Source organism: Streptomyces sp. NPDC048523 (assembly GCF_043199815.1).
In the GTDB taxonomy this organism is placed as follows: Bacteria; Actinomycetota; Actinomycetes; order Streptomycetales; family Streptomycetaceae; genus Streptomyces.
Window position 1 is genome coordinate 35,087 of the sequence record NZ_JBICWQ010000012.1, and the last position, 22,236, is coordinate 57,322.

Annotated in this window: 21 protein-coding genes; 11 read left to right on the forward strand and 10 right to left on the reverse strand. The window is 68.0% G+C overall.

Annotation, left to right across the window (positions count from 1 at the left end):
- Positions 1-22 precede the first annotated feature (22 nt).
- Entirely contained in the window at positions 23-2,578 is a 2,556-nt protein-coding gene (locus tag ACGFWE_RS38865) for a discoidin domain-containing protein (protein ID WP_393604935.1), read from the forward strand.
- A 125-nt stretch (positions 2,579-2,703) separates the two neighbouring features.
- Here ACGFWE_RS38865 and ACGFWE_RS38870 read toward each other — a convergent pair whose 3' ends face one another.
- Positions 2,704-3,024: a hypothetical protein gene (locus ACGFWE_RS38870; RefSeq protein WP_393604937.1), complete on the reverse strand. Its 321-nt coding sequence runs from the start codon at positions 3,022-3,024 to the stop codon at positions 2,704-2,706.
- Between the two features lie 306 nt (positions 3,025-3,330).
- Here ACGFWE_RS38870 and ACGFWE_RS38875 point away from each other — a divergent pair, with 306 nt between their 5' ends.
- A complete protein-coding gene (locus ACGFWE_RS38875; RefSeq protein WP_352389865.1) occupies positions 3,331-3,576 on the forward strand; it encodes a DUF5133 domain-containing protein in 246 nt (81 codons plus the stop codon).
- 256 nt (positions 3,577-3,832) lie between these two features.
- Here ACGFWE_RS38875 and ACGFWE_RS38880 read toward each other — a convergent pair whose 3' ends face one another.
- The 7 genes from ACGFWE_RS38880 to ACGFWE_RS38910 all read right to left on the reverse strand — a co-directional run bounded on the left by ACGFWE_RS38880 (position 3,833) and on the right by ACGFWE_RS38910 (position 10,858).
- Positions 3,833-4,162: an ATP-binding protein gene (locus ACGFWE_RS38880; RefSeq protein ID WP_393604939.1), complete on the reverse strand. Its 330-nt coding sequence runs from the start codon at positions 4,160-4,162 to the stop codon at positions 3,833-3,835.
- Positions 4,163-4,494: 332 nt separating this feature from the next.
- On the reverse strand, positions 4,495-4,758 hold the full coding sequence (locus ACGFWE_RS38885) for a GlsB/YeaQ/YmgE family stress response membrane protein (protein WP_352389648.1): 264 nt from the start codon (positions 4,756-4,758) through the stop codon (positions 4,495-4,497).
- Between the two features lie 129 nt (positions 4,759-4,887).
- Entirely contained in the window at positions 4,888-5,457 is a 570-nt protein-coding gene (locus ACGFWE_RS38890; RefSeq protein WP_352389647.1) for a TetR/AcrR family transcriptional regulator, read from the reverse strand.
- A 116-nt stretch (positions 5,458-5,573) separates the two neighbouring features.
- Positions 5,574-7,073: an MFS transporter gene (locus ACGFWE_RS38895; protein ID WP_393604941.1), complete on the reverse strand. Its 1,500-nt coding sequence runs from the start codon at positions 7,071-7,073 to the stop codon at positions 5,574-5,576.
- Between the two features lie 131 nt (positions 7,074-7,204).
- The gene (locus ACGFWE_RS38900; RefSeq protein ID WP_393604943.1) at positions 7,205-8,278 is read right to left on the reverse strand and encodes an MBL fold metallo-hydrolase; all 1,074 of its coding nucleotides are present in this window, start codon (positions 8,276-8,278) and stop codon (positions 7,205-7,207) included.
- A 163-nt stretch (positions 8,279-8,441) separates the two neighbouring features.
- Positions 8,442-9,008 carry an MFS transporter gene (locus tag ACGFWE_RS38905; protein ID WP_393604945.1) on the reverse strand — a complete coding sequence of 189 codons (567 nt, stop codon included), beginning with the start codon at positions 9,006-9,008 and terminating at the stop codon, positions 8,442-8,444.
- Positions 9,009-10,198: 1,190 nt separating this feature from the next.
- A complete protein-coding gene (locus tag ACGFWE_RS38910) occupies positions 10,199-10,858 on the reverse strand; it encodes a ScbR family autoregulator-binding transcription factor (protein WP_352389636.1) in 660 nt (219 codons plus the stop codon).
- 160 nt (positions 10,859-11,018) lie between these two features.
- On the opposite strand from ACGFWE_RS38910, the gene ACGFWE_RS38915 reads away from it, so the two are divergent.
- From ACGFWE_RS38915 to ACGFWE_RS38930, 4 genes are all read left to right on the forward strand, one after another.
- The gene (locus ACGFWE_RS38915) at positions 11,019-12,008 is read left to right on the forward strand and encodes a ScbA/BarX family gamma-butyrolactone biosynthesis protein (protein ID WP_393604947.1); all 990 of its coding nucleotides are present in this window, start codon (positions 11,019-11,021) and stop codon (positions 12,006-12,008) included.
- Positions 12,002-13,105: an oxidoreductase gene (locus ACGFWE_RS38920; RefSeq protein WP_393604949.1), complete on the forward strand. Its 1,104-nt coding sequence runs from the start codon at positions 12,002-12,004 to the stop codon at positions 13,103-13,105. Before ACGFWE_RS38915 ends, ACGFWE_RS38920 begins: the two co-directional genes overlap by 7 nt.
- Positions 13,102-13,764, forward strand: coding sequence for an HAD family hydrolase (locus ACGFWE_RS38925; RefSeq protein ID WP_393604951.1), 663 nt, complete (start codon positions 13,102-13,104; stop codon positions 13,762-13,764). Before ACGFWE_RS38920 ends, ACGFWE_RS38925 begins: the two co-directional genes overlap by 4 nt.
- Before the next feature lie 109 nt (positions 13,765-13,873).
- Positions 13,874-14,446, forward strand: a complete 573-nt coding sequence (locus ACGFWE_RS38930) for a TetR family transcriptional regulator (RefSeq protein ID WP_393604953.1) — start codon at positions 13,874-13,876, stop codon at positions 14,444-14,446.
- 262 nt (positions 14,447-14,708) lie between these two features.
- Here ACGFWE_RS38930 and ACGFWE_RS38935 read toward each other — a convergent pair whose 3' ends face one another.
- Positions 14,709-16,034, reverse strand: coding sequence for a hypothetical protein (locus tag ACGFWE_RS38935; protein ID WP_393604954.1), 1,326 nt, complete (start codon positions 16,032-16,034; stop codon positions 14,709-14,711).
- Between the two features lie 47 nt (positions 16,035-16,081).
- Positions 16,082-17,059, reverse strand: coding sequence for an alpha/beta hydrolase (locus ACGFWE_RS38940; RefSeq protein WP_393604956.1), 978 nt, complete (start codon positions 17,057-17,059; stop codon positions 16,082-16,084).
- A 387-nt stretch (positions 17,060-17,446) separates the two neighbouring features.
- On the opposite strand from ACGFWE_RS38940, the gene ACGFWE_RS38945 reads away from it, so the two are divergent.
- From ACGFWE_RS38945 to ACGFWE_RS38965, 5 genes are read left to right on the forward strand one after another with little or no spacing between them, the layout of a single operon-like run.
- A complete protein-coding gene (locus tag ACGFWE_RS38945; RefSeq protein WP_393604958.1) occupies positions 17,447-18,481 on the forward strand; it encodes a hypothetical protein in 1,035 nt (344 codons plus the stop codon).
- Positions 18,482-18,509: 28 nt separating this feature from the next.
- Positions 18,510-19,844: a hypothetical protein gene (locus ACGFWE_RS38950; RefSeq protein WP_352389628.1), complete on the forward strand. Its 1,335-nt coding sequence runs from the start codon at positions 18,510-18,512 to the stop codon at positions 19,842-19,844.
- A gap of 5 nt (positions 19,845-19,849) precedes the next feature.
- Entirely contained in the window at positions 19,850-20,593 is a 744-nt protein-coding gene (locus ACGFWE_RS38955; RefSeq protein WP_352389627.1) for an SDR family oxidoreductase, read from the forward strand.
- 25 nt (positions 20,594-20,618) lie between these two features.
- Positions 20,619-21,398, forward strand: coding sequence for a hypothetical protein (locus ACGFWE_RS38960; protein WP_393604961.1), 780 nt, complete (start codon positions 20,619-20,621; stop codon positions 21,396-21,398).
- A gap of 20 nt (positions 21,399-21,418) precedes the next feature.
- The gene (locus ACGFWE_RS38965) at positions 21,419-22,207 is read left to right on the forward strand and encodes a carbon-nitrogen family hydrolase (RefSeq protein ID WP_352389625.1); all 789 of its coding nucleotides are present in this window, start codon (positions 21,419-21,421) and stop codon (positions 22,205-22,207) included.
- Positions 22,208-22,236 lie beyond the last annotated feature (29 nt).

Here is a 22,236-nt window from a genome sequence, read left to right on the forward strand (position 1 = left end):
CCACCCGCAGGGGAGACTTGGCATGGGTCTCAGATCTCTCGGTGTCGCGCTAGCCAGTACGGTGGCGCTGATCGCCCTTCCCGTCGTCGCACCACCTCCGGCCCTCGCGGCCGACGCCAATCTGTCGCAGGGCAGGACGGCCGCGTCGTCCTCGACGGAGAACGCAGGTACCCCTGCCGCCGCCGCAGTTGACGGTGACACGGGCACCCGCTGGTCCTCGGCCGCGGCCGACGACCAGTGGCTCCAGGTCGACCTGGGGGCCACGGCCTCGATCAACCAGGTCGTCCTCACCTGGGAAGCGGCCTTCGCCGCGGACTACAAGATCCAGGTCTCGCCGGACGGCGGTTCCGGATCCTGGACCGACCTTCGGACCGTCACCGGAGGGGACGGCGGCACCGACACCCTCACCGTCTCGGGCCAGGGCCGCTACGTCCGTATGCAGGGCATCCACCGGGCCACCCCATGGGGTTACTCGCTCTGGGAGTTCCAGGTCTTCGGGACCCCTGGCACCACCCAGCCCGGCAACTGCTCGACCGCCAACACGGCGCAGAACAAGACCGCTTCGGCGTCCTCGACGGAGAACGCCGGCACCCCCGCGTCCGCGGCATTCGACGGCAACGATTCCACTCGCTGGTCCAGTCAGGCCACTGACCCGCAATGGCTGCGCGTCGACCTGGGCTCGTCCCAGGACATCTGCGGGATCGACCTGAACTGGGAAGCCGCGTACGGCAAAGACTTCCAGCTCCAGGCTTCCGCCGACGGTCAGAACTGGAGCACCCTCAAGACCGTCGCCGGCGCGACCGGAGGCCGTGCCTCCTACGACGTGAACGGCACGGGCCGCTACGTCCGCGTTCTCGGAACGGCCCGCGGCACGGCGTACGGCTACTCGCTCTGGGAAGTCGCCGTCCACACCACGTCCGGCGGCACCGGAGGCCCGGTCCAGGGCGGCGGTGACCTCGGCCCGAACGTGATCGTCGTCGACCCCTCCACGCCCAACCTCCAGCAGAAGTTCGACCAGGTCTTCACCCAGCAGGAGTCCGCGCAGTTCGGCTCCGGGCGCTACCAGTTCCTCCTCAAGCCGGGCACCTACAACGGCATCAACGCCCAACTCGGCTTCTACACCTCGATCTCAGGTCTCGGACTGAACCCCGACGACACCCAGATCAACGGCGACATCACCGTGGACGCGGGCTGGTTCAACGGCAACGCGACGCAGAACTTCTGGCGCTCGGCGGAGAATCTCGCGATCACTCCGTCCAACGGCACCGACCGCTGGGCCGTCGCCCAGGCCGCGCCCTTCCGACGTATCCACGTCAAGGGCGGCCTCAACCTGGCACCCAACGGTTACGGCTGGGCCTCCGGGGGCTACATCGCCGACTCCAAGATCGACGGCACCGTCGGCCCGTACTCGCAGCAGCAGTGGTACACCCGTGACAGCTCGGTCGGCGGCTGGACCAACGGTGTGTGGAACATGACGTTCTCCGGTGTCCAGGGGGCCCCGGCGACCAACTTCGACACCGGCCCGTACACCACGCTGGACACGACTCCGGTCTCCCGCGAGAAGCCGTTCCTCTACCTCGACGGCAACGACTACAAGGTCTTCGTCCCCGCCAAGCGCGCCAACGCCCGCGGGGTGTCCTGGCCCGCCAATGCCGGGACCTCGCTCCCGCTCAGCCAGTTCTACGTCGTCAAGCCCGGCGCGACGGCCGCCATCATCAACACCGCACTGGCCCAGGGGCTCAACCTGCTCTTCACCCCCGGTGTCTATCACCTCGACCAGCCGATCAACGTCACCCGGTCCGACACCGTGGTGCTCGGGCTGGGCCTGGCCACGCTCGTCCCCGACGGCGGCATCGACGCCATGCACGTCGCGGATGTCGACGGCGTCCGGCTCGCCGGATTCCTCATCGACGCCGGCGCGACCCGGTCCGACACGCTGCTCCAGATCGGACCCGCCGGCGCGGCCGCGGACCATTCCGCGAACCCGACCACCATGCAGGACGTGTTCATCCGCATCGGCGGCGCGGGCCCCGGCCTCGCGACCAACTCCGTAGTGGTCAACAGCGACGACGTCGTCGTCGACCACACCTGGATCTGGCGCGCCGACCACGGCCAGGGTGTCGGGTGGGACACCAACCGGGCCGACTACGGCCTCGTGGTGAACGGCGATGACGTCCTCACCACCGGCCTGTTCGTCGAGCACTTCAACAAATACGACGTGCTGTGGAACGGCGAACGGGGCCGCACGATCTTCTACCAGAACGAGAAGGCCTACGACGCCCCCAACGCCGCCGCCATCACCCACGACGGCATCGTCGGCTACGCCGCCTACAAGGTCGCCGACACGGTCGACGTCCACGAGGCCTGGGGTCTGGGCAGCTACTGCAACTACACCTCGGACCCCTCCATCGTGCAGCGTCACGGCTTCCAGGTGCCGGTCAAGCCCGGCATCAAGCTGCACAGCATCCAGGTGATCTCCCTGGGCGGCAAGGGACAGTACGCCCACGTCGTCAACGACACCGGTGCGCCCACCTCCGGCACCGACACCGTCCCATCCAAGATCACCCAGTTCCCGTGACCTGCGGCGGGTGAGCGGGACCGCCACCGACCAGGACACCGACCCGACGTGCTGGGACCGCGCTCACGGTCCCAGCACTGTCCTACCGGGCTTTCCCGCCCTGGCCAGGCCCAGCTGGAGATCGCTCACGAAGGCCAGTCGGAGGGAAGTCCGTCGTTTTCGTTGTAAAAGTCTTCCCCAGCTTTAGCGATCGCCGCCACGGCGCTCCGGTAGGCGAAGCCGTATTCGGAGACCGACGGGGGCGTCGGCGACCCGGCGTAGAGCGCGTCGACGCCCGCGATACAGGCGCGGATCGCCTCGGCGTCGGCCGGAGGAGCAGTGGTGGCCGTCGAGGAGGACGTTGTGGCACTGTCCGCCGGACTGCCGGAGTCCCCTGATCCGTCCGAACAGGCGGCAAGTGTCAGCAGCAGGGCTGCCGGGGATATGAGCGCTGCCTTGGTCCGCATGGCCATTGCCCCTAGGTGTTGTTGAAGGTGACATCACATAGGTAGTCCCGTAACGCCCGGCTGGACGTGACAGGCACGGCCTCCCTCCATAAGAGGAAGCCTTCTTCGACATCCAAGCGACAGCCCACAGCCACGGGTCACCGGAATTGGATCGGAGCACGGTGGCATGGACATCCGGGTGCGGGGCACTTGAGGCCTGCCTGACGTGCCCGGTGGTGAGCCGTGGGTGTCAGAGCTCGGATGCAGACAGGTGCTCGCGGTGCGGCCGGCCGCCCTGCGAGAGGGGTTTGAGGGGAAGGTATGACTGTGATCATTCCGGCGGAGAAGGAACTGCGTGCTGTACTGGCCCGGTTCGCTCAGGCCCGTATCGAACATGACGTGCTTCCCACCGGCCGCACCAGCCGTGCTCTTGAGGACTCCACTTACACGCTGTGCGTGATGACCGGCGCCCGCACCGCCGAGCAGGCTCTGCGCGCGGCCGATGCCCTGCTGGAGCAGTACAGCAGGAGCCGTGCAGGCGTCTTCAAGGAGGATGAGACGCTGGCCGCGTAGGAGTGACGACTCTTTGCCCTGCTGGTGGGTCAGGTCACTGCCGCGTGCGCAGGCAGCGGCAGTGACCATGTCGACGAACGGCTCATTCAGCACCCGCCGTCCGATCCGGCCCGAGCAAGGACCCAGGGACTTCTTCACCTCCTTGGACCTCGCCCGGTGAAGACAGCACCACCCGATGGTCGGCCAGGTCGCCGACTGGATCGTCACACCACGTGACCGCCGCGACCACCCGCTTGCCCACCGGCTCACGGTGGACCTAGAAGCTCCGGCTGACGGCCGTGACGACTTCCAGACCGTGCCGTCCCACCCGCTGAGGGTCTCTGGCCAGGATCACGGGCAGCTGTGGCTCGGTGTCCCACACCGCGACCGCGACGGCCTCTCCGGTGAGTTCCAAGGTCAGCAGGAAGGGGCCCGGGGCGTACTTCCGCGCGTTGGTCACGAGCTCGCTCACCACGAGCTCCACCATGCCCATCGCTCGGTCCGACACCGGCAGGGCATGATCTTCGCGCAGGTCCGTCAGGAAAGCCCGGGCCACAGAGCGGGCCTCGCCGATCTCCTCATCGCTGCCCTCGAATGCGGCGGACATCTCCACCCGACGGTCCGCAAGCGGCTGCTGCCCCCGATCTTGCCCAGGCAGGTCCATACAGTCCGCCTCACGTCCGAAGCGCCGCTCATTGCCCCGACCGCCTACCCCCGAAACACCATCACAGTCACCACCAACGAGCAGCCCCAACGGCTACCGTGCGCGAGCTGCGCTCATGCCTGCGCCGGCCGCGGCTGTCCGCGGCCGGCGCCTGGGCGGTCGTGTGCGTGCTCGTCGTTACCGGTGTCCTTCTTCCTGTGGCGGGCCCGCGCCGGCTGCCGGGACCGCGTCGGGTGCTGTGAACCGGTGGCGCCGGGACGCACTTCGGGCTGCGGTCAGTGACGGACCTTCACCTTGCTGAGGGCCGCTACGCCGACGGCGGCGAGGGCGATCTGGATGAGCCACTCGATCCAGTCGACGCCGTTGGTGTCGGCGACACCGAGGCCGGCGGCGATGGCGGCGCCGATGAACGCGGCGATGATGCCGATCAGGATCGTCCAGAGGACGCCGATGTGCTGGCGTCCGGGGACGACGAGTCGGCCGAGGACACCGATCACGATGCCGATGACGATCGCGCTGATGATGCCTGAGATCTCCATGGGCGGTCTGCCACTCCTCGGTTCAGTCGTTGGTGACATGCGAGTGCCCGTTCGGTCCGAGACCACTCTGCCCAATGTATGAGACAGATAAAGAACTTCGCGTTCTATAGGTGCGGCGTGAGCGGATTGTCAGCGCACGTCCGCCGCATCGAGCAGGGTGGTCACCGTGGGGGTGATGAGGCCGGTGAGGCCGTCGGCTCCGATTCCCGCGCGGGCGCTGGCGCCGTCGAAGACCAGGCTGAGCTGTCGGGCCAGCAGGTCGGGATCGGCGGCTCCGCCCTGTTCGGCCTCCGCCCGGAAGAAGGCTGTCAGTTGGCCCTTGACTCGGTGGGCCACTTGGCTCGCGGGGTGGCTCCGGTCCTTGAGTTCGATCTGGGCGGACAGGTACCTGCATCCTCGGAACTCCGGTGCCCCTGCCTGCCGTTCCACCTGTTCGAAGACGTGCAGAGTCCGCGCGCGAGGTGAGCGGCCGTCGCCCGCCTCGGGCAGGAGTGTCGCGATGAAGGCGGAAGCGCGTTCCTCCAGGCTCGCCGACAGCAGTTCGTCCTTGCTCTCGAACAGCTGGTACATGGAGCGCTTGGACACCCCCGCCGCCTTGCACAGCGCGTCGATACCGATGCCGACGCCGTCTCGGTAGGTGAGCGTGGCCGCCGCCTCCAGCAACCGCTCCCGGGGGCCGGTCTTCACTTCGGTGCTCATGGTGTGAGGGTAACTCGATTCGACCGAATGTGAAACCGATCGGTTTCCCTGGTGTTGACGGCGGCTCGGCGACAGCCCCAAAGGGCCGTCGCCCAGCCTTGCGAACGGTCCGCGCGTCAATGGGCGATGACGGGTTCGCCCTCCGACGGCTGCAGGGCCGCATTCGGCATCAGGAACGCCGTGAGCACCGCACCGACCACGAAGATCCCGGCGCCCCACGCCAGGGTGGCCGTGTAGCTCTCGACTCCGGCCTGAGCCACGGTCAGCGCGCCGGGCTTGTGCGAGGACAGGTAGTCGGTCGCAGCCGATGAGGCGACGGTGGTCAGCAGTGCCGTGCTGATCGAACCACCCACCTGCTGGCTGGTGTTGATCAGTGCCGAGGCGACGCCCGCGTCCTCGTGGTGCACGCCTGCGGTCGCACCCTGGAACGCGGTGGTCATCACCCCGCCGATGCCGAGGCCCAGCAGGATCATGCCCGGCATGATGTTGGCGGCGTAGGCGCTGTTCAGCGTGAGCCGGGTCAGCAGGGCCATACCCGTCGCGGCGACCAGGAAGCTGACGGTGACCACGGCCTTCGGGCCGACCCTGGGCAGTACCAGTGACGGCACCGTGGTCGACGAGGCGACGATGCCCGCGACCATCGGCAGGAAGGACAGGCCGGCCTCGATCGGTGAGTAGCCGATGCCGGCCTCCAGGTAGTAGGTCAGGAACAGGAAGATCGAGAACATTCCCATGCCCATGACGAACACGGCCAGGAACGAACCGCCCCGGGTCCGGTCCAGCACGACTCGCAGGGGCAGCAGCGGATGCGCGACCCTGAGCTCCAGCCATGCGAACACCGCGAGCAGCACCACGCCGCTGATCATGGAGCCGAGGGCGACCGGGTCGGTCCAGCTGGTGGATTCGACGTGCGCGAACCCGTAGACGATGCCGAACAGTGCGGCGCTCACCGCGATGGTGCCCGGCACGTCTGTCTTGGGCCGCTCGGTGACCACAGGCCTGGCCAGCCAGAGCAGCGCACCGACGAGCGCTATGCCCGCGAAGACGACGTTCACGTACATCACCCAGCGCCACGACGCCCACTCGGTGAGCATGCCGCCGAGCAGCAGTCCGACCGCGGCGCCCGCACCGGACAGCGCACTGAAGATGCCGAAGGCCTTCGCCCTCTCGCCGGGCTGGGTGAACGTCACGCTGAGCAGCGAGAGCGCCGCGGGTGCGAGCAGCGCGGCGAAGAGACCTTGGGCCACACGTGCCCCGACGAGGATTTCGAAGCTGCCGGCCGCGCCGCCGACCACGGATGCGCCCGCGAAGCCGATCAGGCCGGTCACGAAGGTGGTACGTCGGCCGAACAGGTCACCGAGTCGGCCTCCGAGCAGCAGCAGGCTGCCGAACGCCAGGGCGTACCCCGTGATGACCCACTGCCGGCTGCCGTCGCTGAACCCGAGGTCGTGCTGCGCCGCGGGCAGCGCGATGTTCACGACGGTCGCGTCGAGCGTGACCATCAGCTGTGCCACGCCCAGCACGACGAGCACCCACCAGCGCACGGCATGTGAGCCGCGGCGGCCCGAGTCTGGTTTCCCGGTGGCGGACGCCCCGTGATCGAGCGTGGAAGTCATGTCTGCCCCTTGGCGCTGGTCGAAGTGTGAAAACCGTTCGGAAACCGATCGGTTTCCCCATAGGAAAACAGATCGGTTTCCTCAGCGCAAATGAACAGATGGTCTCGGCGTCGACGACCGGCCTACGCCTGTCAGCAGCCGCAGCCCGCCGTACCGGCTTCGGTCGTCGCTGCCGACGCCGCAGAGGTGCCGGAGGCCGCCTCCCGGTCCAGGGCGATGCGGCCGCGCAGCATGTTCTCCATGACCTTCATGAATCGCTGTGCCCCGGAGGTGCCGATGACAAAGGGGTTGTCGCGGCCGTCGGGCGCGGCGCGCAACTCTTCCAGGCGCTCCAGGCCGTAGTCGGCGAAAGCGTGGTTGCTCAGTTCGACGTCGACCCCGGCCCGCCGCATCCGGGAGGCGAAGGTGAGGGTGGAGGAGAGGTAGGTCTCCTTGCTCGCGGTGGCCGTGGGCGGGTTGGTCCCGCCCCAGGTCATCGCGGTGTGCGTGCGGTGCTGCCGGCGGGCCGGGAAGATCGGCGAGACCGTGCCGGGTGTGTGGCCCGGGGTGTGATGGAGCGTGACCGTGGTGTCTCCCAGGCGCAGCCTCTGGCCGTCGGCGATGTCCAGGTCCCGGGTGGGCGCATCGGCCGGAGCGGTGGAGGCGAGGAGATCCCAGTCGGCCGGCGCCATCAGGACGCGAGCCCCGTACCGGTCGGCCAGGTACTGGGCACCGCCGAAGTGGTCGCCGTGGGCGTGGGTGACGACGACGTACTTGATCGTCGACGGGTCGGCTCCCAGCTCGCGCAGACCCGGGACGAGGATCTGCTCGGCCTCGTCCGGGTTGTTCAGAGCGTCGATGAGGATGATCCCGCGTGAGGTGAGGATCGCCGTGGCGGACACGAAACCGACGCTCACCACCCCGACGTTGTCGAATATCCGCAGCGGCGCCGGAGCGGGCGGCCGGGGAGGGGCGTAGCCGGCGGTGAGGGCGTTGACGATGCTCTTGAGGACCGGGTCGTCTCCGGCCAGTGCGGTGGCCTTGTCGAAGTAGTCCTGTGCGCTCTTGGCGGTCGCGGCGTAGGCAGCGCGCCCGGCCGGCAGCGACGCCGCACCGGCGGTGACTGCGGCGGCGCCGAGCTGCCAGAAGCGGCGCCGCGTGAGGGCCGTGGCGCGGTGGTCCCCGGAGGGTGCTTCGCGGGTGGTGTCGGCCTGTGGGACGTTCATGGGGACGGCTCCTTGGGGGGCGGGGTCGGTGTGGGGTGCGACAAGAGGGCAGTTGTCCCGCTCCTGCGGGCCGGGGGACACGAAAGGTGAGGTGCGTTCGTGCTGCCTGTGGCGGCCAGTCGTCGGAGCCCGGTTGAGGTCTTTCCGGCCGGTCGGCGGGTTCTCACGCGGTCACGGCCGTCCGGTCCTCCTCCTGGCCGGTCTCCGCGTCGCTGAGAGGGACGCCCTTGCGGTCTTTCAGGAAGAAGGTGACGGCGAGCCCGACCGCGGTGACCGACGCGAGGTAGACGCCGACGGAGTACACGGTGCCGGTGCCGGACTGCAGGGCCTCGGCGATCATGGGGGCGAAGGCGCCGCCGAGGACGGCTCCGATGGCGTACGACAGGGCCGCGCCGCTGTACCGGACGGCCGTGGGGTACATCTCCGAGAACAGTGCGGCCTGCGGGCCGTAGGTGAGACCGAGGCCGATGCTGTAGAGGACGAGCGCTAGGACGACGAGGGCGGCGTTCGCCGTGTTGAGCAGCGCGAAGAACGGGAACATCCAGGCGAGTTGGATGGCGAAGCCGATGCGGTACACGCGCAGGCGGCCGATCCGGTCGGACAGCCGGCCGCCCGCCAGGGTGCTGGCCAGCCAGCCCACCGCGGCGACCATGACACAGATCAGGATCGTCGTCGGGTCCATGTCGAGGTGGTTCACCGAGTAGGCCTGGACGTAGCCACCGGTGGTCATGTAGCCGACGGCGTTCGGTCCTGCGCGCGGCGGACCTCTTCGGTTCGCTCCGCAAGGAGCACCACATCGAACGCGGCCCCGGCCGGCACGGCGTCTCCAACGCCTTCTACCTCTACCTCCGTGACCCCGACGGCCACCGCGTCGAGATCTACACCTCCGACTACTACACCGGCGACCCCGACCACGAGACCTACCGCTGGAACGTCAAGGACGACCGCCGCCGCGACTTCTGGGGCAACGCCGTCATCAAGTCCTGGTACGAGGAGGCTACCCCCGTCCTGGACCTGAACGGCAATCCGCAGCCCGTCACCGACTCCCTGCTCGACGAGTCGGCCGTACAGGTGGGCGCCGACGGGCTGGGCTGACGCCGCCGATTCACCGCCCCGAGGGCCGGCCCGCCCTGCGTGGGTCGGCATGTCGGGGTGTCCGGCGCGAAGGAGCCGCCGTGGGGCCACCCACTGAGGATCGGCTCTGACTCCGGGACAAGAGGCCACGCCGGTTCTGAGGTGGGGTCGCTGTGGCGTGCGGGAGGATGGGGGAGTGCCTCCCGGGTCCGGGCCTGACTCCTGACATCTCTGACCAATGTGTCCCGGTCTCACAGTGTCGGCCGTTGGCCGGGGATGGTGCGTTGTCGGTGCCGGGCCGGCGGGGACTGCACCGTCGAACGGGCTTTTGCAACGCCAGATCAACGCGGGCCATGGGGACGAAGGCTTCGCGCGCATCATCGAGAGCCAAGCAGCCGGGTTGGGAAGCCGCTCGCGCGGACGGGCCGGGGGCCCAGGGGGCACGTGCCCGCCTGCGGATCGCGCGGACCTGGCCCCGGGCCGGGGCGTTCACCACGGGAGGAGCAGGACCAGCACACTCCGGGAGCCGTGGAACAAAAACAGGGCGAAACGATAGCCAGGCTCTTGGCTCAGCCTTTCCATGACAGCCTTGAGTCATTCCAAGCCGCGTAAACCAGGATGGTTGGATCAGTGAATTCGAGATGTGCTGAAGACGGCGAGGGCGGGACTGATCGCCTGGCCTGCCACGCGTGGAGCGCTGGTGCCCGATAGGGCAAGGGATGATTCACGCATGGGAAATGGAAGGCTGCTTTTGGGCAGGAGTGAGCAGCTCGGATGCAGCAAAGGGGTGGGTTGGTTCACGCTTTCGCGAAGCGGAATGTTCGAGGAGTCGGCGTGCGCGGGCGGTCAGGCTTTGAGGGCCTGGAAGAGCAGGCCTCGCACTTGCGCCCAGCGGTCGACCAGCTCGGCTCTGTGGCCCAGCCGGGCAGTGATGTGCTGGGTACCGAAGAAGGCCGACACCAATGCCCGCGCGGCCTCCAACGGCACGATTCCCGGGCGGAGTTCGCCGGCCGCCTGTGCCTGATCGAGGATTGCTGTCAAACGCTCGATCCATCCCGTGTACGGCTCCGGCAGGATGCCCTCGGCGACGGGCTGCTCCATCTGAAGCCGCGCGCCGCCCTGGACCACGGGATCGTCGCGGAACAACACCGCAGTCCTGCCGAGCAGTTCTTCCAGGGTGTCCATCGGGCCGAGCCCCAAGGCCCTCACCTCGTCGAGGAGGACGGGCCACCGCTCGTAGTGTGCCTCCACGACGGCGACGATCAGGGACTCCTTGTTGGGGAAGTGGAAGTACACGGCCCCCTTGGTCATGCGCACGCGCACGGCCACATCCGCCATGGAGGTCGCCGGGGCTCCGCGCTCGGCGAACAACGAGGCCGCAGCTTCCAGGATGTGGGCCCGGGTGCGCACCGCGCGGTCCTGACGTGGTTCGGGGCCGCGTGCCACGCGCGAATCCGCGGCCCTGGCCTGGTTGTTCGTGATGGATTGCCCTTGTGTCGCCGTCATGCCGCTCTCATCCCGCCTCGCTCCTGAGCGCCGTCCAGCTTCCGGACGACCGATGACAGCATACCTTCGCCAAGGTATATTTCTTCGGTCGAATCCGAGTGATCATGATTGCTCGTGCACATGGCATTCGAGCAGGAAGCTCTGGGGAGGGTGTGCGTTGATGCAACATGCAGCGCCGAAGTCAGAAATGTCGATGAGGTCGGGATCGTTACAGGGGGCGCACGTGCCGCGCGGCATGGTGCACAAGACGGCCGATCGGGAAGTGTTCGTGGCGGCGGCGGAGCAGGTGGCCGAAGACCGTTTCGAGGTCACCGCGCGCTGGCCTGACGATCACCTGCTTTACCGCGCCGAAGCGGGCGGTGTGCGGGATTCACTTGTAGTTGTAGAAACGTTCAGGCAGATAGGTATTCACCTCTCGCACCGCTATTACCGCGTTCCCACCGACCACGCCTTCGTCCTGCACGGATTCGAGTTCGAACTCGCCGAGCCACTCGCCGACCGCGGCTCACCGGTGGTGTTCGACACCTCGGTCCGTCGCGCGGGCACCAATCCGCGCCGCTTCCGTCTGTCCGCCCGCACGGTGATCCGTGTCGGTGGACGCGAGGTGGGCTGTGCGGAGATGAGCTGGGACGCGCTGTCCCCGACGCAGTACGGCGTCGTACGTTCCCGGGGTCCGGTTCTCAAGGGGGGCGAGGAGACAGGAGACGTCCTGGAGGCGTTACCCGCGGCCTCGGTCGGACGACGGGAGGAGAGCGCGTCCGTGCTCGCCACCGGCCCCACCCAGCAGGCGGACAGCTGGCTGCTGCGCATGGACACGAGTCATCCGGCGCTGTTCGATCACGCGTCGGACCACGTGCCGGGCATGGTTCTGGCGGAGGCGTTCCGGCAAGCCGTACATGTCAGCTCGCGGCAGAACGCCGAACCGAAGGAACCTCTCGAGCCGCTGGATCTGCGGGCGATGAACATGTCGTTCGACGCGTTCGGTGAACTCGGGCACCTCGTCGTCATCACCATCGCCGCGGATGCCGACAGCGGTGAGTTCCTCGCCACCGCGCGTCAATACGACCGTGTTCTCGCCACCGCGCGGCTGGCCGTCCCGCGGTCCACGGTGCCGCTCCAGCGCAACCGCCGGGCGGGCGCCGCATGCTGAGAGACCTCACCCCGGTCCTGTGGGCAGCTGAAGAGGACCGTGAACTGCTCGACACGCGGTACCGGCTCACCGACCGGCTGGCGGAGGCGGTGACGGCAGCCGGGTTCGCGCGTCACTTCGTGCCCGCTCGCCGAGGTGGTACGGCAGGGAGCTTCACCCGGCTTCTGGAGACGACCGCCCAACTGGCCGAGACCTGTGCCTCCACCGCCTGGTGCGCCGCTCTCTACGCGGCACACGGACGCCTGTCGTCCTATCTCCCGGAGCAGGGGCAGGAAGAACTCTGGGGCGCCTCTCCCGACGTCCGCATCGCGGCCTCCGTCGTCCCGCCCCAGGGAACGGCCCGACGTGCGGGCAGTTCCTGGCATCTGACCGGAACTTGGCGCATGGCCAGCGGGGTGGACCACGCCACCTGGGTCCTGCTGGCCTCCTCGACCCCCGGGGACGGCGGCGCGGTGGAACACCGGATCTTCGCCGTCCCCCGTGCCGATGTCACGGTGCGGGACACCTGGCGTCCGATCGGTCTGCGAGGTACCGGCACCAACACGGTCGAGGCCGACGTGCTCGTGTCCGGCCATCTGACCTGCACCGTGGGTGATTTGGCTCGTCCTCGTCCGGACGCGGCACGGTGCCACACCGTTCCCTACGGGCTGGTGGCCGCGTTGATCTTCGCCGGCCCGGTGCTCGGCGCCGCCCGCGGCATGGTGCGCGCGTGGCAGGACGACTTGGCGGGCCGGGACGTGCCGGCGTCCACCGGCCGGCTCCTGGCCCGCTCCTCCGCGCAGATCGGAGCGGCCCAACTGCTGCTGGAACAAGCCGCCTGGCGTTCGGACCATGCCGAGGTGACCCCGTTGCTCACTGCCGAGAACCAGCGCGACGTCACCCTGGCGGTGGAATGGTGCGGTGACGCCGCCGACCAGTTGCTGCGTGGTCTCGGCGCGCGCGCCCTCGCCGAGGGTGACCCGCAGCAGCGTCGCTGGCGGGACATCGCGGCGGCACGGGCCCACGGCGCCCTCAGTTTCGAGACGGCGGCCGCCCGGTACGCCGAGGTGGCGCTGTCCGGCCCGAAGCCTGCGACATCGGAGGCGAGGGCGGCATGACGAAGGGCATCGCCTTCTTCGACGTGGACGAGACCCTCCTCGCAGAGAAGAGCATGCTGAGCTTCTGGAAGTTCTGGATGCGCCGACAGTCGTTCCAGGCGGCGCAGCCCAGGACCTCTGGAGCCGACCGGGCCCAATTGAACCGCGAGTACTTCAGGCTGTTCGCCGGTGTTTCCTCGGTGGCCCTGGAGCAGGCGGCGTGGGACTGGTACGCGGAGTACCGGCAGGGAGACACGTCCTTTCTGATGGACACCCTCCAGGAACTGGACGGTCATCGACAGGCCGGCCGTGACGTCCTTCTGGTGTCGGGTTCGTCGCCGGTCCTGCTGGCCCCTGTCGCACAGGACGTCGGTGCGGACGGGATCCTCGCCACAGAGCAGATCGTGGACTCCCAGGGTGTGCTCACGGGCGAGGTGCGGCAGCCGATGATCGGCCCCGCCAAGCAGAGCGCCGTCACCACCCTGTTGCGGGACAGAGGAGTCGACGCTCGGGGCTGTTTCGCGTACGGGGACGACAGCAGCGATCTTCCCTTGCTGAGCCTGGTCGGTACTCCTGTGGTCGTCGGGGGTGACCCCGTACTGGGCGAACAGGTGAGGAGCGCCGGCTGGCGACGCCTGCCCGCCCGTCCGGGTCCGCGTCGGCAGCGGGCCCCGTCCTGAGGGTGTGTGCCTGTGGCAGGTGTCCACAGGCACACACTTGAGTTCGTAACATACCTTCGGGAGGGTATGTTATCTGTGTGGCGTGTACACATTCCTATGGGGGTAGCGGATGATCCAGGAACGGTCCGTGCGGACGCGAAAGCGGCTTCTTGCCACAGCGGCCGTGGAGTTCTCAGCCCACGGTTACTCCGGTGCCCGGCTGGACGCGATGGTGGAGTCCATCGGCATGACCAAAGGCGCCCTGTACGGCCACTTCGGCTCGAAGCAGGAGCTGGCCACGGCGGTGTTGGAGGAAGGGTGGCGGATCTGGCGCGACACACTCACCGTGCTCGCCTCGTCTTCCCTCGAACCCGCTTGTGCGCTCCGACAGCTCGCCGGGCGGGCAGCCCAACTGAGTGATGTCGACGAGGCGTTCCGGGCCGCGCTCCGGCTTGCCGCCGATGTGCGAATGTCGACGGGTGACGAAAGTGTGAGTCTTCGGCGAGGTGTGGAGCTGCGGATCTCCGAACTGGTCTGCCAGGCGCAGCAGGCCGGCGCGCTCACCTCCGCCGTGGAGCCCGGCACACTCTCGGGGCTCGTCGTCGCCGCTGTCTTCGCAGGCCTGGACGCCGGTGCCCCGAGCAACGCGGGCCGCGTCCGACTCGAGGCGCTGTGGCAGATGATCACCTCGACCGGCGCGTGAGGCTTCGGCGTCGCGCCGACTCTTCGACGGTGCCCGAACTCGGCATCCGACACGGGCGGCGGCAACCTCGACCTCGAGGGTGCCCTGAGCGGAAGTGGTGTACGACGACGGCGGGGTGGTGAAGCAGTTCGCCGCCGTCCTCGTCGGGCTCACCCCGACGCCGGTTGCCTCCAACCCGCCTTCGTGGCCGAGCTGTTGGGCGGCGCTCCCTGGCGACGCGGCCTCCGGAACTCGAGACGAACAAGTGGCCCCGCGGCACGGTTCAGCCGAAGGTCCAGCCGAGTTCCACGGGCGGCTCCGGTGACTGCGCCGTCAGCCGGGACTGGTACTGCACTCCGGCCGCGAAGGCGCCACGCACCTGGGCCAGCGAGAACATGTCGCCTCCCCACAGTGCCGCATGGAGGTAACGGACGAGGGCTTCGAAGGCGGGACGGGCGGCGACCACCGATTGCAGGTTGAGCGGGGAGCGCCGGGTGGAACTGCTCTGCTGCAGACGGCCGAGTATGAGCAGGGCCGCGACCGTGTCGGCGGCGGCCTGGTGGGGGAGTCCGGCGTAGGGGAGCAGCTCCGCGACGAAGTCACGCAATGGTTCGGATGATTCGGAGGCCGTGGCGCAGTGCGTCGCCGCCAGCACGCTGATCAGGGAGGCGTACGCCTCCTCGAATCCGTGGTACTCGAAACTCTTGAGACCCGGAGCGGGTTCACTGTCGCCGGGCAGGGCGGTCCGCCGCCACTGATGGGCGGCGAGGTGCCCCACGGAGCGCCGCAGTGACCGCCTGAGAGACACCTCGATGTCATCGGGGGCCTGCTCCGGTGCCGAGGCGAGAGCCTGCCGCAGCCAGTGACGTCGTACGTTGGCGAAGACTGTCACCGGACGAGGGGGCAGCGGCGGCAGCAGATCCCCGTGGCCGGAGAGCATCACTCCTCCCGCCAGGAGCAGATCGGCGACAGCGATGTCCGGATCGTGCTGCCCGAAAGCGGCGACATCTTCGTCGAGGATGCTCGCAGCCGCGTGCCGGAGCGTACCGAGCCGGGCGCGGGCGTGAGCCAGCTCGGCCTGCAGTTCGTCATGGGGCGCTGCGACCATCAGGCACAGAGGGAGCCGTAGGTGCCTTTCGGACAGCGCCTCGCCTGTGGTGCTGAAGACGGCCGGTGCCGGGCCGACGTAGATCCAGGGCTCGCCCGGCGCGTCGGCGGGGGCGGGGTCGGCGAAGGGCCAGCGGCCCGACTCCGTGTACGAGGACAGCTGGTCGGCGGCGAGACGGACCGAGGCGTTCTGTTCCTCATCGGCGATCCGGGACAGCTCCTGTCCGACGGTACGCAGGAGGGGAGCGGCCTGGTCGAAGTACTGCTGGTCCGTGAGCACCGTGACCGGCAGATCGAGCACCGTCACGGCGTTCAGCAGCGCCTGTACGCGGAGCAGACGCTTCCAGGTGCGCGGGAAGTGAAAACGGAGCCGGGCGTGTGCCGGGTCGAGCTGTGCGATCTGGAGACGAGGCTCGGCATGGTGCCAGAAGACCGGCTGGTGGCGCGCTCGTCCAACGGGGAGTTCTCGGCTGATGTCGTGTGCCCGGGCCGCAGGAGACATGACCGTGTTCATTGATTCCAACCCTTGATACGGACGTGGAGGGCAGTTCAGCTCGGCCGGGCGAAGGCGGCTGCGAGGGCTGCGATCTGGTCAGCCATGGCGTGCCTGGTGAGCGCCGCGTGCGGAGCCGCCAGGTCGAATCCATGGAAGGCGCGGGCGAAACAGTGCAGTTCGACCGGCACGCCGTCGCGCATCATGCGACACGCGTAGTCGATCCCTTCGTCGCGCAACGCGTCCACCTCGGCGACCAGCATGTATGCGGGAGCCACATGGCGGAAGTCGTCGCACCGTGCCGGCGCCGCGTACTGGTGCGGCTGCGTCACGCCCCCTGTGTAGTGGCGCCACATCCGAGGACTGTCTTCGACGTTCCAACCGGAAGCCCGCGGGAACAGCCGGAGCGACCGTGACGTCAGCCGGTCGTCCAGGGCCGGGTAGAGGAGAAGCTGCAGAGAGATACGAGGGCCCGAGCGGTCCCGGGCCATGAGCGCGAGTCCTGCGGCGAGGTTGCCCCCCGCGCTGCTGCCGCCGACGGCGATCCGGTCGCCGTCCCAGCGAGGGTTCCCGGCGTCCTGGGAAACCTGGCACAGCACGGCGTAACAGTCGTCCAGGGCGGCTGGGAACGGGTGCTCCGGCGGGCGTCGGTAATCCACGGACACGACGACGACCTCGGCGTTCCGGGACAGCGTCACGCAGCGGTCGTGCTCTGTGTCGAGGTCTCCGGCCACAAAGGCACCGCCGTGCATATAGAGCAGGACGGGAAGCGGCGTCGGCTGATTTTTGCCGAGAGGAGTATAGATCCGGACAGGGATTTTTCGGCCATCGTCGGGTGCTGTGAACGCGGTGTCCTCGACTTCGACGTCCCTCTCGTCGGAACAGGGGCCGCGGAGCGCGCGAGAGAGCGAGACCGCCCGTCTGAAGTTACGGCGCGCCTTGAGCGGATCGATGAACGAGACAAAGGGCTGGCGAGACTCAGCCTCGACCAACTCTCTGTCAAGAAGGCCTGAAACGCTGTCCGTTGAGTTCACATCGGGGACTGTACACATACTGTCGTCGAGTGCGGCAAGGGATTTCAGGTGTACGGCAGATGCACTGGAGCCGTTTAGGGCAAAATATCCGAATCTGCTGCTTTCCCTGGATGTCTTATAGCGGCCCGGGGTCCGGAGGAAATATACTTCGAATTTTATTTCTCCGGGATCCGTTGACTCCATGGTAACGGCGCGGTTACTTTCTTGATCGTGAGCGGCCACAGCGAGGCGCTGACTTCGGGAAAGATTAAAAACTTCAGGAGTGGATGAGACGTGCAATCATCCGGAAAACTACTGGTGGACGCGCTTCTTGTGGTGGGATTCGGAGTTCAGCACTCCAGTCTTGCCACGCTGCGTGTCAAACGAGTGGTCAAGGCAAAGACAGGCATGGAAGCACTTGCCTGGCGTTCCGTCGAATCCCTGGCGAATGTCGTTTACATCCTCGCGGCGGCCGCCCTGTGGCAGCACACGGATGACGTGCTGTGGCATCTCTCCGGCGTGTCCATGGCCATCATGTACACGCTCGGTATCGCCTCGTGGCTGTGGTACTGGCAGCTGCACCTGTTCGAGTACGACTGCGGCCTGGCTTTCGGCTCCACCACTCTGGTCGCCCAGGCCGCGCGGGCTCAGGGCCCGAAGCTCATCAGCTGGAAGATCGGCAGCCGGCGCTGGATCCGGTTCCCGGTGCACACGGCTTTCTTCGGCATGTTCTTCTGCCTGCCCGTCATGACATCGGACCTGCTGGTTCTCGCCGTGGTCGTGAACGTCTACAACGTGATCGGAAGCATCCTCTACGACAAGCGCCTCATCGCCCTCGCGGGAGATGCCTACCGGCCGTACCTCGACCTCACCGGCCTGATATTCCCGCCCGTCTACCGCAACCCCAAGGGCGCCCGGGACCTGGAGATGGCGGCACCGCAGCACTGGCGGAAGCCGTCCATGCACCTGCCCGGCCTCATCGTGGGTCTGGCGCTCGGTGTCCTGTACTACGCCCTCATCGGGCCCAGGGCCGTCACCCCGATGGACATGCTCCAAGCCGGGGGCGCCGGCCTCCTGGGAGCCATCCTCACCGGTCTCCTGCTGGGGGCCGTCCTGAAGCCCAGGGCCGACGACTGGGGGCAGCAGCAGACGGATCTGTCGACCACGGTCGCCCTCAACGCGGCCACCGGTGTGGTCACCTGGGCCGTCATCGGTTGGGTCGACACCGGGCAGGTACCGTCCTTCGCCGCCTTCCTGCCGCTGTGGTTCACCGTTCAGTACCTCGGACACGTCTTCGCGTTCCTGGCCGCCCGCAAGAAGTGGTCCGCCTCGCTGATCCCGATCGTCACGAACGTCGTCGAGGAGAAGCAGATCACCGAGCCTGTCGGGAGCCCTGTGTCTTCCTCGGCCGCCGCTGCTGTGGGTCAGGCCAGTGCTCGCTGACGACGACTATCGCAAAGGAAACCCGCACGTGCGCAGGGGCAGCCTTGACATCCCGCTCCGCCAGACCATCTACCAGTTCCCCTTCTGGCATCGAGAAGAGCCCGTCGTCGCATCCAGCCGACTCGACCCCGAATTCGCCGGGTTGAGCAGGCACTTCCCGAAAACCTGGAAGCACCTGGTACGGGCCAAGCTCATACTCGACAGCACCACCGCCTCGGATGTCCCCGCCGTGACCGACGTGGACGAGCGGCACGCCGACATCGCCGCCAAACTGCGCGACGCGGCCGAAGCGCTGACGCAGTTCGCGTCGGAGGAGCAGGCCGAGTCCGGTCGCGCGGCCGCGGAGCAGGCACGGCTCGCGGCCGAGCGGCTGGCCGTCTACGCCGACACCCGCGAGTGGAAACAGCTCACGCTTCGGGAGCCGGCTCCGAACGAACCCTGGTTGTACTGCGGGCCCATCGCCACCTGGGCGATGCGCGATGTCACCGCCCCCATCGGCCTGCTGATCAGCGTCCCGTCGCCCCAGTTGCAGACCGAGGTGGACGCGGTCAACGACCGGATCGGCCGCGTCCAGGAGGAGGCGGCCCGGATCCTGGGCGGGCGAGTGAAGTCCGTTCAGGAACTCCGTCCCACCATGCACATCATGGATCTGCTGCTGGCAGGAGGGGAGTCGGTTGCGGGGCACAAGAACTTCGCGCACTTCTTCCCGCTCGAGGTGGCCGAATCCACGGTGCTGGGACCGGAGTTCACCTTGGTCTTCGCGAATGTGCACCGGGAGCGGATGCGCCGTTGCTCACTGCCGCTGCTCCAGGACGTGCAGGGCAGGACGAGCGAGGTCCGGCTCGACGACGTGCTGCGCATGTCGCTGCGCTGGTTCCGTTGCCACGACCTGGGGCACTTCTGGCGCCGTACGTCCGTTGCCGGCGCGGGCGAGGCCCCGGCGGACGTCAGCTACTTCGAGCGCATGGCGCTGGAGGAGGCGTACGCCGACGTCCTCGGACTGCTGACGGCGGACGCGTTGGGCCCGCAGAAGGAACTGGGTACCGCGTTCACCGCGGAGCTTCTTCGCTATCTGTCCCGGCGCTATGACCACTTCGCGGACAGCGCGGCGGCCGTACTCACCCTGGGATGGATCCGGGCCCACGCGCCGGAACTGGACTTCCCGCGCACGGACGACTTCATCGGAGCCGCCCGCGAGGCCCTCACGGATCTGGTGAGGGTGCTGCACAGCGTGCTGTGGGACGCCGACCCGGCCGGGATCGCCCGCCTGCGCGCCGCGTTGGCCGAGGGTGAGAAGTCCCGCGACTCACTGGCCCAGCTCTTCGACCGCCTGCCCACCGACCTCACCTACATCTTCGGTTAAGGAACATGAACCCTCGCACAGTCGTCATCTCCGGTGCCTCGTCCGGTATCGGTCTCGCCACGGCCCGGCGCTTCGACGCCGCCGGTGACCATGTGATCAACCTGGATCTCAGCAAGCCGTCCGCCGAAGACGCGGTGGGCCGCTGGATCGAGACCGACGTCACCGACTGGGACGCCGTCCGCGCCACCGTGGACCGTGTCGCCGAGGAGACCGGCTCCATCGACGTGGTCGTCGCCAACGCCGGCATCAGTCTGCGCCGCACCTTCGTGGACATGACGGAGAAGGACATCAGACGGCTGATGGACATCAACGTCATGGGAGTGGTGGCGCTGTGGCAGGCCGCGGCGCGTCACATGATCGAGGCGCGCCGCGGTGTCCTTCTGGCCACTGCCTCCACCAATGCCTCGGTCGGATACCCGTACTACGCCGACTACAACGCTTCGAAGGCGGCGGTGCTGGCGCTGTGCCGCAGTGTCGCTCTGGAACTCTCGCCGCACGTGCGCACGGCCTGCGTCAGCCCCGGCTACGTGATGACGCCGATGCAGCGGGCCGAGTACACGGACGAGATGCTCGCCGAGGTCAACGCGAAGGTCCCGGCGAACCGGCATGCGGACCCCGCGGAGGTCGCGTCGGCGTTCTTCTATCTCGCCTCGGACGAGGCTCGTTTCATCACCGGCCAGCAGCTGATCGTCGACGGTGGCGAACTGGCCGGCGGTACCGCGTCGGCACACGGCACCGCATTCGCCTGACCCATCGTCGCAACCAAGAGGAACCATGATGACTGTCGCCCCCGCCGACGTGAAAGAACTGCCGCGGATCGATCAGGTGCTCGGATCTGCCGTCCAGCGCTGCGAGACCATCGATCTCGGCGGAGAGCTCACCGCCTATGTGCTGAAGGACCCGAAGGAAGCCCTCAACCGCTCCACTCACTACCGCATCTACGACGCCTTGATCCCTGTCACCACCCGGTCGTTCGGCGCTGACATGACGCCGTACTGGGCGCAGCGGAGCAAGGAGGGCTACCTGGAGCGGCTGGCCGAGTTCGTGCTCATCGGTGACGGAGAAGGGGCCTTCGTCGGCTGGACCGGGCATCATGTGCTCCGCTTCGACGAGCACGTGATCATCTACCTGGACTCCACCGGAATGGTTCCGCACCGTCAGTCCAAGGGCGTCATGCGGGAGTTGATGCGGCAGCGGATTGTCAAGAACGCCCTTCCGCAATGCCCCGCGGAGGTGCCCGTCTATCTGACGGCACGTACGGAGAGCCCCATCTTCTATCGCCTCATGCAGGGCCTGACCGACGGCGGCACCGTCTTTCCCGCCCCGGACACACCGCTGCCCGAAGGCGTCGCGCACTGCGGCCGGGACCTGGCGATGTGGCTCGGCCAGAGCGCCATTCTCGAGCCGGGGACACTGACGCTGCGCAACGCCTACGACACCCTGGACGAGCTGTACGGGGAGCTGCCTTCCACGGGCAACCCCAAACTCGACGCCATGTTCCGCGGCGCGCTCGGGCCGTTGGACGCTTTTCTCGTCACCGCCCGGATGCGTTGACCTCGAGGCCAGAGAAGAACATGCGAGCAGTTCTGGTTCAGGCCGCGGTGGACCACCGGCAGCCCATGGAGCGACGGGTGGCCCACATGTGCGACCAAGTGTCCTCGCACGGCGAGGCGGATCTCGTGGTTCTGCCGGAACTGTGGGCCACGGGCTACTTCCGGTTCGAAGCCTACGACCAGACCGCCGAACCGCTCGACGGCCCCCTCGTACGGACACTGAGCGAGACGGCGCGGGCGACCGGCGTGCACCTGCACGCCGGGAGCGTCGTCGAGCGCGGTCCGGGAGGACGGCTGTACAACACCAGTCTCACGTTCGGACCCGACGGGAGCCTGCTGTCCGCCTACCGCAAGTTCCATCTGTTCGGGCATCAGTCGCGGGAGATGGAACTCCTGTCTCCCGGCGACGCCGTGCTTGCCAAGGACACGGCATTCGGCCGCATCGGTCCGGCCACCTGCTACGACCTGCGATTCCCGGAATTCTTCCGGGTGCTGGCACAGGACGGCACCGAGATCTTCGTCGTCGCCGCAGCCTGGCCGGCCTCCCGGATCGACCACTGGCGGCTGTTGCTGCAGGCCCGCGCTCTGGAGAACCAGGCATGGGTGGTGGCGTGCAACGCCGCCGGACGGCAGGACGGGATCGAACTCGGGGGCCACAGCATGGCGATCGACCCCTGGGGGCGGGTGGTCGCCGAAGCCGGAACGGAGGCCACCGCCCTGGCAGCCGAGTTCGACCGTGCCCAGGTGGCACGCGCGCGTGCGGAATTCCCCGCCTTCGCCGACCGCCGCCTCGCGGTGGGAGGTGACTAGGGATCGCCCGCCGAAACAACGCCCGGACA

Excerpts from the sequence above, each read along its gene's own strand:
- ACGFWE_RS38890 (WP_352389647.1), bottom strand. The coding sequence starts at position 5,457 with ATGAGCACCGAAGTGAAGACCGGCCCCCGGGAGCGGTTGCTGGAGGCG.
- ACGFWE_RS38915 (WP_393604947.1), top strand. The coding sequence starts at position 11,019 with ATGCAACATGCAGCGCCGAAGTCAGAAATGTCGATGAGGTCGGGATCG.
- ACGFWE_RS38895 (WP_393604941.1), bottom strand. The coding sequence starts at position 7,073 with ATGACTTCCACGCTCGATCACGGGGCGTCCGCCACCGGGAAACCAGAC.
- ACGFWE_RS38865 (WP_393604935.1), top strand. The coding sequence starts at position 23 with ATGGGTCTCAGATCTCTCGGTGTCGCGCTAGCCAGTACGGTGGCGCTG.
- ACGFWE_RS38905 (WP_393604945.1), bottom strand. The coding sequence starts at position 9,008 with ATGACCACCGGTGGCTACGTCCAGGCCTACTCGGTGAACCACCTCGAC.
- ACGFWE_RS38870 (WP_393604937.1), bottom strand. The coding sequence starts at position 3,024 with ATGCGGACCAAGGCAGCGCTCATATCCCCGGCAGCCCTGCTGCTGACA.
- ACGFWE_RS38910 (WP_352389636.1), bottom strand. The coding sequence starts at position 10,858 with ATGACGGCGACACAAGGGCAATCCATCACGAACAACCAGGCCAGGGCC.
- ACGFWE_RS38925 (WP_393604951.1), top strand. The coding sequence starts at position 13,102 with ATGACGAAGGGCATCGCCTTCTTCGACGTGGACGAGACCCTCCTCGCA.
- ACGFWE_RS38885 (WP_352389648.1), bottom strand. The coding sequence starts at position 4,758 with ATGGAGATCTCAGGCATCATCAGCGCGATCGTCATCGGCATCGTGATC.
- ACGFWE_RS38930 (WP_393604953.1), top strand. The coding sequence starts at position 13,874 with ATGATCCAGGAACGGTCCGTGCGGACGCGAAAGCGGCTTCTTGCCACA.
- ACGFWE_RS38960 (WP_393604961.1), top strand. The coding sequence starts at position 20,619 with ATGATGACTGTCGCCCCCGCCGACGTGAAAGAACTGCCGCGGATCGAT.
- ACGFWE_RS38900 (WP_393604943.1), bottom strand. The coding sequence starts at position 8,278 with ATGAACGTCCCACAGGCCGACACCACCCGCGAAGCACCCTCCGGGGAC.
- ACGFWE_RS38935 (WP_393604954.1), bottom strand. The coding sequence starts at position 16,034 with ATGTCTCCTGCGGCCCGGGCACACGACATCAGCCGAGAACTCCCCGTT.
- ACGFWE_RS38955 (WP_352389627.1), top strand. The coding sequence starts at position 19,850 with ATGAACCCTCGCACAGTCGTCATCTCCGGTGCCTCGTCCGGTATCGGT.
- ACGFWE_RS38920 (WP_393604949.1), top strand. The coding sequence starts at position 12,002 with ATGCTGAGAGACCTCACCCCGGTCCTGTGGGCAGCTGAAGAGGACCGT.
- ACGFWE_RS38945 (WP_393604958.1), top strand. The coding sequence starts at position 17,447 with ATGGAAGCACTTGCCTGGCGTTCCGTCGAATCCCTGGCGAATGTCGTT.
- ACGFWE_RS38965 (WP_352389625.1), top strand. The coding sequence starts at position 21,419 with ATGCGAGCAGTTCTGGTTCAGGCCGCGGTGGACCACCGGCAGCCCATG.
- ACGFWE_RS38880 (WP_393604939.1), bottom strand. The coding sequence starts at position 4,162 with ATGTCCGCCGCATTCGAGGGCAGCGATGAGGAGATCGGCGAGGCCCGC.